Source organism: Frankia sp. CoWAU3, assembly GCF_977971855.1.
Map to the genome: position 1 here is coordinate 2,743 of NZ_CDWWXB010000108.1, position 8,573 is coordinate 11,315.

The window sequence follows — 8,573 nt, forward strand, 5'->3', positions numbered from 1 at the left end:
CCTGCTCGACCTGCTGTCTGCTGGACGACGCCACGGCGCCTCCCGGTGCGGCACCGCTGCCCGCGGTCGAGCATGACCGTCTGTCGCCCGACCTGGCGGCGCTGTCCCTGGTGTCGGAGGATCCGGCCGGTGCGCGCCGGGTCCTCGCCACCCGCCGGGCGATGCGGGTCCTCGTGCGCGGCGCCGGTCGCGTCGGTGCTCAGGTCGCGGCCCTGCTCGCCGCGGCCGGGATCGGTCGCGTCGTCATCGACGATCCCGAGGTGACGACCGCCGCCGACGTCTCCCCGGGCGGCCTGCGCCTCGACGATGTGGGGCGTCCCCGGTCCCTGGCCACCGGCGCGGCGGTGACCCGGGCCAGCCGGCAGGCCGCCGGGCACCGTCGGCCCGACGAGGACCGGTTCGCCGCGGATCTGATCGTGCTGGCTCCGGTCGGTCTGCCGATGATCCACCCTGGGGAGTGCCTCGATCTGGAAGGCCGAGGCACCGCCCATCTCGTGGCCGGAGTGCGGGAGACCACGGGGATCGTCGGTCCGCTCGTCGTGCCGACCGTGACCGCGTGCCTGCACTGCCAGCACCTCCACCGGTACTCCCGGAACCCCGTCTGGCCGGTGCTCGCCATGCAGATGGTCCACCGCCCGGCCGCCGGGTCGGACGCCTGCGAGATCACCCTGGCGGGTCTTGTCGCCGCGCTCACCGCCATGCAGGCCCTGGCCTTTCTGGACCTCGCCGCCTCGCCTCCGCCCGCCCTGTCCGGCGTCACGAGACCCACCCCGGGTCAACATCCCGACAACTCGGACCATCCGCCACCGACAGCAAGCAGTCACAATGAGACCTTCATTACATTGACTTCCTCGCGCACGGTCCTACCGGTGACCGCAGTCCTACCGGTGACCGCCGACGGCACGCTGGAGTTCACCGTTCCCGGCTGGCGGATTCGCCGACGCACCTGGCCGGTCCACCCCAACTGTCCCTGCCGCACCGCCCGATCGGCGGCCGCGTCGGCGGAGACCTCTTCGCCGGTGGCACCCACGTGACCGTTCCACCCCGCGGGCGGTCGCCGCGCCGGCGTCCTGGGGTCATTTGGCGTCCTGGAGTCATTACGCCTGGCCGGCACCCGTGACGACGCGGAACAGGGCACGATGGAGCAGTGTCCGAGATCCCACGGCGGGCCGTCGTCCGCACCGCCAAGCTGGCCACGCTTCCCATCGGAATAGCCGGCCGAGCCACCCTCGGCGTCGGCAAACGCATCGGTGGTCGCCCCGCCGAGGCCGTCGCCTCCGAGCTCCAGCAGCGCACCGCCGCGCAGATCTTCCGGGTGCTCGGGGAGCTCAAGGGTGGCGCCATGAAACTGGGCCAGGCGCTGTCCGTCTTCGAGGCGGTGCTTCCCGACGACGTCGCCGGGCCCTACCGGGCGGCGCTGACCAGGCTGCAGGAGGCGGCGCCCCCGCTGCCGGCGGCAGAGGTGCACCGCGTGCTCGCCGAGGAGCTCGGAGCGGACTGGCGCTCGCTGTTCACGAGCTTCGACGACGTTCCGGCGGCGGCGGCCAGCATCGGCCAAGTGCATCGGGCGGTCTGGGCTGACGGCCGAGCCGTCGCGGTGAAGGTGCAGTATCCGGGAGCGGGTCCCGCTCTGCTCGCCGATCTCACCCAGCTCGGCCGGGCCGCTCGGCTGTTCGGCGCGGTCACTCCCGGATTGGACATCAAGCCGCTGGTCGAGGAGCTCAAGGCCCGGATCGCCGAGGAGCTCGACTATCGGTTGGAGGCCGCCTGGCAGGGGGCCTTCGCCGAGGCGTACGCGGACGACCCGGACGTCGTCATCCCCCGGCCGCTGGCCGGTTCTGGCCGGGTGCTCGTGAGCGAGTGGATCGAGGGAATACCCCTGTCCGTCATCATCGCGGACGGTACCCCGCAGCAGCGCGACACCGCCGGCCTGCTGCTCGTGCGGTTTCTCTACTCCTGCCCGGGTCGCGCCGGTCTGCTGCACGCTGATCCGCATCCCGGCAACTTCCGCCTGCTGTCCGACGGGCGGCTCGGCGTCCTGGACTTCGGCGCCGTGAACCGCCTGCCGGACGGCCTGCCGGCGCCGATCGGCCGGCTGGCTCGACAGACCCTGGCCGGGGACGCCGACGCCGTCGAGCAGGGACTGCGCCGCGAGGGCTTCATCCCGCCGTCGGCCGAAATCCGAGCCGAGGACCTGCTGGATTATCTGGCCCCGATGCTGGAGCCGATCGCGGTGGAGGAGTTCACCTTCTCCCGAGGCTGGCTGCGCAAGGAGGCCGCCAGGCTCGGAGACTGGCGGTCGGCGGCGGCACAGCTCGGTCGCCAGCTCAATCTGCCACCGTCGTACCTGCTCATCCACCGGGTGACACTCGGCGCGATCGGCATCCTGTGCCAGCTGGGCAGCACCGGCCGCTTCCGGGACGAGATGGAGCGCTGGCAACCCGGGTTCGCCGAACCGGGGACGGCGACCGCCCGCGCGGCCGAGGACGCCAACCGGCCCGGTCGTCCCCTGCCCGCTCTCCCCGTCCAGGACGAGACCGGAATCGTCCGGCCGCTGGACGGCCCGGTCGTTCTGGCCGGCGGGTTGCCCGGCCCGCGCAAACCCCGCAGACCAGGACGGACCGGCAGGACGACCAAGGCCCGCAAGGCCGGGAGGTCGGCGGCCGACACCGCTCCGGCGACTGCCGACGACCGGGCCACCGCCCCTGCGGCGCTGCCCCTGCAGGCCGAGCCGGCCGAACCGAGCCGGCCTTCCACCCCGGCGAACCGCTCCGCCGCGGCTCGACCCGGGCCGGGCCGCAAGGCCGCCCCCGCCGGGCACCGGACGAGGAGTCGTTCTCCGACCCCGCAACCGTGACCGACGCTTATTGACGGGCCGGCCCGGCGGGTCAACCCCCCGGCTACTCGACGATGTCAACGATGTCGACGCCGAGATACAGGAAGCCGTATCCCTCGTCCCGGAAACGCACCCCGGCGGTGCGCAGCGCAGCCCCCCAGTCGCCCTGGCAGGTGGGATCCGCCGCCTCCGAGCCGTGGTCGGCGGTCAGCAGGATCGCGGTCTCGGCCAGCAGATCCCGCTCGGCGAGCAGGTCGAGGAAGGCGCACAACCGGGCGTCCGCGTCCCGCAGCGCGGCGCGGGCCTGCTCGGAGTACGGGCCGCCCCCGTGATGCCCGGTGTCGGTGATGGTGGTGTTCCACCACATCAGGTCCGGGGGCACCGCATCCGCCGCCCAGAGCTGCTGGACCTGCGCGAGGCCGAGCGCGTCCACCCGGGTGGACCAGGCATAGTCGGCGTTCTCCCCTACCCAGCGGGCGGTGGCGTGCGGGTCGCCGTCGGCCGCAGGCAGGTAGTCCCCCATATCGCCGGCCCCGCCGTGGTTACCGGCAGCCCGCACGAGCCCGAAGGTCGAGTAGTCCGCACCCCGGTCGACCGGTTCGTTCACGCAGGCGCTGGTCGCCCCGGGTCGGTCGCGCGCGAGGGCCTCGAACAGCGTCTCCACCCCGTCCCGAAGCTGATCGCACGCGGAATGCCAGGTCCGCACGTCGTTGACGATGACCTGCTCGCCGGTCGCCCGGTCGAAGTACACGTTGTGCAGGATGCCGTTCCGGCCCGGCCCGACTCCGGTGAGCGCGGAGGTGTGGTTGGTCAACGTGACGCTGGGGAACTCGGCGATCGCGCCGCCGGTCAGGGCCGTCCCGGTGGCGAGCAGACGCGCGACCCCCGGCAGCTCGCCGGTGTGCGCGAGGTGCAGGACGTCGTTGCTGTTGGCCCCGTCCCAGAGCAGGCCGACGACGTGCCGGGCCCCTGGCCCCACCAGATCGGTGAGCGGCGTCCCCTCCACATCCGCCATGGTCACGCCGGCGAGGGCCGCGAGGGTGGGTCCGATGTCGATGACCCGCGCCGGACAGGATCAGCGGAGCCCGGGACTGGCCGGCATCCAACGATCCGTGCTCACCCAGGTGGCCGCCGCGGTCGGGCCAGTAGTGCCGGGGGGTGTGTACGACGATCAGATCGGGTGAACGGCTGGGATCGGCGAAGGCGGACAGCAGTCGCCGTCCGGCGAACGGGTAGGAGTTGCGCTCGTTCGGTGGTGACGGGTCGGCGAGCGCCGCCGCGAGCGGCACGCCGTGCATCGGATCCTCCGACCCGAGCGGATCACGCCCGAAGCGGAGTTCCCGGGGACCGTCCGGATCGGCCACCGGCAACCGCGACGAACCGATCGCGTTCGCCACGTAGAGCCAGCCGGAATCGACCCAGGCCACAAGATCCACGATCGCGGCCAGCTCGGGACCGGTGAGGACGGCAACGGCCAGAGAAAGATCGTCGGATGCGGCCAGTCCCGGCGCTCCGGCCGGACCCGCACCTGTGGACACCGGGTAGACACGCTCGCTGCTGGGCACGCCGGAACAGTACCGGGGCCGCAGGCACCAGCGGAAGAAAAGCGCGGCAACACCGGTGGGCGGAACACCGACGATCCGGTGTCCCGCCCGTGCTGGTGCGGCGATGCCACCGCCGCCCCCATGGGATCAACTGGTGGCACGGGGGCTCAGGCGGCGACCTCTTCTTCCTTGCGCTCCTTGCGCGGACGGCCGCGGGGCCGCTTACGCGGGACGACGCTGCCGGTCACCAGCAGTTCGCCGCCCCACACTCCCCAGGGCTCGGCACGGTCCAGCGCGGCGGACAGGCACGCCGCCCGGATGGGACAGGTCCGGCAGACGGCCTTGGCGGTCTCCACGTCCGCCGGGGACTCAGCGAAGAACATGTCAGGATCTACGTCCCAGCAGGGCAGGACGAGACGATCCCGCTCGATCCGGGAAACGACCGAGGGGTCGAACACCGATGTCACCTCCGAGACAGGTTGGTCTTCGGGTGGGATGAAGGAAGCGAAACGACAAAGGCCGCGGTCCCCATCGGGATCCGCGGCCTCGGATTCGGCTCCAGTCGGCGCTAGTCCAGGAGCGGATCGTGGGCGGATCCCCGGAAGGTGAAGTGACGGTGTGCATAGCCGGACGCCGGCGCCACGCCCCCCGCCGGGTTCGGGAACGCGGACTCCTGGGCCGACAGATCATCGGCTTGGACCGTTTGGACCGTGAGGACGGCGGCGTACGTGCCACGGCCTGCGGACGCACCGACGACGGCACCGATGGCGGCACTCATAAATGCCGCGCCGTGCCGGTTCTCCCACGGACGGGTGATCTCGGCGACAGCTCTGTCCATCACGATGCTGAACACGACGAAATCACCTCCTTCTCTGTGGGACCCGGAGTCCGTGGGACCCGGACGGATGTCACTCCACATGCCCGCTTCAGGCGTCCTCGGTAACGGAAGAAGCTCGCAGCGCGAACCACAACATATTTTCTGTGTTGCGCCGCGAACACTTCCAGTTACGAAGCGTCGGGCGGCGTGTCGGACCCCAGTGACTCCACCACCGGCGGCGACCCGACCGGCGGCGACCCGACCGGCGGCGTGCGCCCCGCGACAAGGGCGAGTACCTCCTCCCCGTAACGGTCGAGTTTGGCCTGTCCGATGCCGGGCAGCCGCACGAGCTCGGCCACCGTGCCCGGCCGGCTCTCGGCGATCGCCTGCAGCGTGGCGTCGGTGAAGACGACGAAGGCCGGTGCCCCCTGTTCCTTCGCCCGCGCCGAACGCCACACCCGCAGACGCTCGAACAGCGCGGCGTCGACGTCGCCGGGGCAGCCCTCGCAGCGCCCGACCCGCGCGTGCACACCCGTCAACGACCGGCCGCACGTCCGGCACCGCACCGCCGACCTGCTCCGGGACCGACCCGGGCCGGTCTCCTCCGCCCCGGCCATGGGCCTCGCGCCCTCGCCTCGCCCCCCGTGGCGGACGCCGGCCGCGGACTCCCGGCGCATCGGACGCAGATCGTCGAGGAACCGGGACGGCCGCCTCGACCGCCGGCCGCCCTCCGCCCGGGACAGCGCCCAGGACAGGACGAGATGCCTACGGGCCCTGGTCACCCCGACGTAGAGCAGGCGACGTTCCTCGGCGATCTGCTCGGCGGTCCTGGCATGGACGAGGGGAAGCGTGCCCTCGGTCAGCCCGACGAGGAACACCGCATCCCATTCCAGGCCCTTGGCGGTGTGCAGGGTCGACAGGGTCACCCCCTGCACCGTCGGCTGATGCTCGTGGGTCGCGCGGTCGCCGAGCTCGGCGACGAAGGCCTCGAGGTCGGCCTCGGGCGAACGGGCGGCGAGATCACCGGCCAGCCGGTGCAGCGCGGCGAGGTTCTCCCACTGTTCCCGCTCGGCGCCCGAGCCCACCGTGGGCTGGTCCGCCCGCCAGCCGAGCGCTGCGAGGATGTCGGCGACGGCGGCCGTGAGTCCCTCCGGGCGGTCGGTGTCGGCGGAGCGCACCGCGGCCCGCAGCAACCTCATGGCTGCGACGACCTCGGTCCGCTCGAAGAACTTCTCCCCGCCCCGGAGCAGGTAGGCGATACCGGCCCCGCCGATCGCCGCCTCATACGCCTCGGACTGGGCATTCGTGCGGTACAGCACGGCGATCTCACTCGCCGGCACGCCCTGGTCGATCAGCCTGCGGATCCGGGACGCCACCGCGGCGGCTTCCGCCGGCTCGCTGTCGCACTCCAGCCACACCGGGGCGGGACCGTCCGGGCGAGCAGCGACGAGGCGGGCCGCCGGGGCCGCCCGCATCAGGGTGTTCGCGAGTCCGACCACCTGGGGGGTGGACCGGTAGTCTCGGATCAGACGCACCACGGCCGCGTCCGGGAACCGGCGCGGGAATCCGAGCAGGTGCTCGGGCGACGCCCCGGTGAACGAATAGATCGTCTGATGGGGGTCCCCGACGACACAGAGGCTGTCGCGCTCCCCCAGCCAGGCGTCGAGGACACGCTGTTGTAGGTCGTTGACATCCTGATACTCGTCAACGACGAAATGGCGGTATCTGGCCCTCACCTCGGCCGCGACCCAGCTGTGCTCCTCGATCATCGCCGCGGTCAGCAGCAGCAGATCCTCCATGTCGATCACACCGGCGTCGCGCTTGACCTCCTCGTACGCGGCGTAGAGCCGGGCGACCGTCTCGGGGGGAGCGGCGGTCTCCCGCCCGCTCGCCGCCGCCATCCGAGCGTAGTCCGCCGGGGTCACAAGCGTCGTCTTCGCCCACTCGACCTCCGAGGTGAGGTCGCGCAGCTCGGCCCGGTCCGGCCGCAGGTGCAGGCGGGCGGCCGCCCGCACCACGTACGGGATCTTGCTCTTCTCCACCTTAGGCAGCGCGACCCCGGCGACCGACGGCCAGAAGTACAACAGTTGCTTGAGAGCCGCGGAATGGAACGTCCTGGCCTGCACTCCATCGACACCCATGGCCCGCAACCGGCCGCGCAGCTCTCCCGCGGCCCTGGCCGTGAAGGTCACCGCCAGGATCTGGCCCGGCCCGACCCCCCCCTGCGCGACCATGTGCGCGACTCGATGGGTGATGGTGCGTGTCTTACCTGTACCGGCGCCGGCGAGGATGCAGACCGGTCCGAGCGGGGCTCCGGCCGCGGCCCGCTGTTCGGGATCGAGCGCGGCGAGCAGATCGTTGCCCGATCGCACATGGGCGGCCTGGGCGGCGAGGGCAGGCGGTCCGGACATCATCCGATACGGTAGTCCCCGCCGCGCGGCGGGAACCGACGGCGCCGCGGTGGGGTTACATGAACCGTTGTGTCACCAGCGGCTTGGAGGCCCTTTCGTGCTTACGATCTACACGACTTCCTGGTGTGGCTACTGTGTTCGGCTGAAGCGCCAACTCGACCGTGCCGGCATCGAGTACACGACCGTTGATATCGAGCAGGACCCGACAGCAGAGCAACGTGTCCGCGATGCGAACAACGGGAACGCGACCGTGCCGGTCGTACTCTTTCCCGATGGCACTGTGATGACGAACCCGAGCCTTCGCCAAGTCACAGAGAAGGCCACTTCTGCCGCATAACGGATACGTAGAGCAACGACATCTCGGGAGTTCTTACCTTCCCACTGCACACGCGGCCGGCTCGTGGGACGGTGTCCGTTACTGCCCGTGAAGTTTGTGGGAGAGTTCGGCCTGTGTCGTCAGCACCTTCAGAACAGGCGTGGAGCACCGTCGATGCCGCGCTGCGGGCCGCCAGTGCCCTTCACCGGATGGAGACGGCCTGTTTCGTCGTGGTATCGACGACGACCGCGAGCTATCTCCGGGTAACAGGTCCCTCCCCTGGTCTCGACGAGGGAACGCACTATCCCCGAGGGGACAGCCTGGTCGCCCGCGTGCTCGACGGCACGCCCGCCACGGCGTCCGGTCTTGACCCGACGCACGCCGGATCCGACACGGCCGAATACCGCCAGCTCGGGATACGCAGCCATGTCACGATGCCGGTGGTCCGCACGGACGGTCGGCTGGTGGGCCTCCTCGTCGGCCTGGACCGTAGCAAGGTGATCGTATCGGCCGACATCCTGGCCCTGCTGCGCGGGGTGGCCGATGCACTCGCGGTCACCGGGGACGTTCCCGCGCCGAGCCCGCCGACGGTCTCCGCGAACGGTCCCCGCCCGCCCGGCGGCCCGCCCGGCGGGCGGGGACCGTTCGC

8 protein-coding genes are annotated in these 8,573 nt (G+C 71.6%); 4 read left to right on the top strand and 4 right to left on the bottom strand.

The window, feature by feature from the left end; translation table 11 throughout:
- Both AC08ON_RS11185 and AC08ON_RS11190 read left to right on the top strand, forming a co-directional pair.
- Positions 1–1,034, top strand: a 1,034-nt coding sequence (locus AC08ON_RS11185) for a ThiF family adenylyltransferase (protein WP_476616921.1), incomplete at its 5' end; no start/stop codon positions are given.
- A 113-nt stretch (positions 1,035–1,147) separates the two neighbouring features.
- The gene (locus AC08ON_RS11190) at positions 1,148–2,857 is read left to right on the top strand and encodes an ABC1 kinase family protein (protein WP_476616922.1); all 1,710 of its coding nucleotides are present in this window, start codon (positions 1,148–1,150) and stop codon (positions 2,855–2,857) included.
- Between the two features lie 43 nt (positions 2,858–2,900).
- Here the strand turns inward: AC08ON_RS11190 and AC08ON_RS11195 are convergent, their stop codons facing one another.
- The 4 genes from AC08ON_RS11195 to AC08ON_RS11210 form a co-directional block, all read right to left on the bottom strand.
- A complete protein-coding gene (locus AC08ON_RS11195; RefSeq protein ID WP_476607522.1) occupies positions 2,901–3,851 on the bottom strand; it encodes an alkaline phosphatase family protein in 951 nt (316 codons plus the stop codon).
- A gap of 696 nt (positions 3,852–4,547) precedes the next feature.
- Entirely contained in the window at positions 4,548–4,838 is a 291-nt protein-coding gene (locus tag AC08ON_RS11200; RefSeq protein ID WP_011438164.1) for a WhiB family transcriptional regulator, read from the bottom strand.
- Between the two features lie 110 nt (positions 4,839–4,948).
- Positions 4,949–5,233, bottom strand: a complete 285-nt coding sequence (locus AC08ON_RS11205; RefSeq protein ID WP_476607518.1) for a hypothetical protein — start codon at positions 5,231–5,233, stop codon at positions 4,949–4,951.
- A gap of 152 nt (positions 5,234–5,385) precedes the next feature.
- A complete protein-coding gene (locus AC08ON_RS11210; RefSeq protein WP_476607519.1) occupies positions 5,386–7,611 on the bottom strand; it encodes an ATP-dependent DNA helicase UvrD2 in 2,226 nt (741 codons plus the stop codon).
- Between the two features lie 94 nt (positions 7,612–7,705).
- Here AC08ON_RS11210 and AC08ON_RS11215 point away from each other — a divergent pair, with 94 nt between their 5' ends.
- Positions 7,706–7,945 carry a mycoredoxin gene (locus tag AC08ON_RS11215; protein WP_476607520.1) on the top strand — a complete coding sequence of 80 codons (240 nt, stop codon included), beginning with the start codon at positions 7,706–7,708 and terminating at the stop codon, positions 7,943–7,945.
- A 113-nt stretch (positions 7,946–8,058) separates the two neighbouring features.
- A partial coding sequence (locus AC08ON_RS11220) for a GAF domain-containing protein (protein WP_476616923.1) occupies positions 8,059–8,573 on the top strand: 515 nt, incomplete at its 3' end.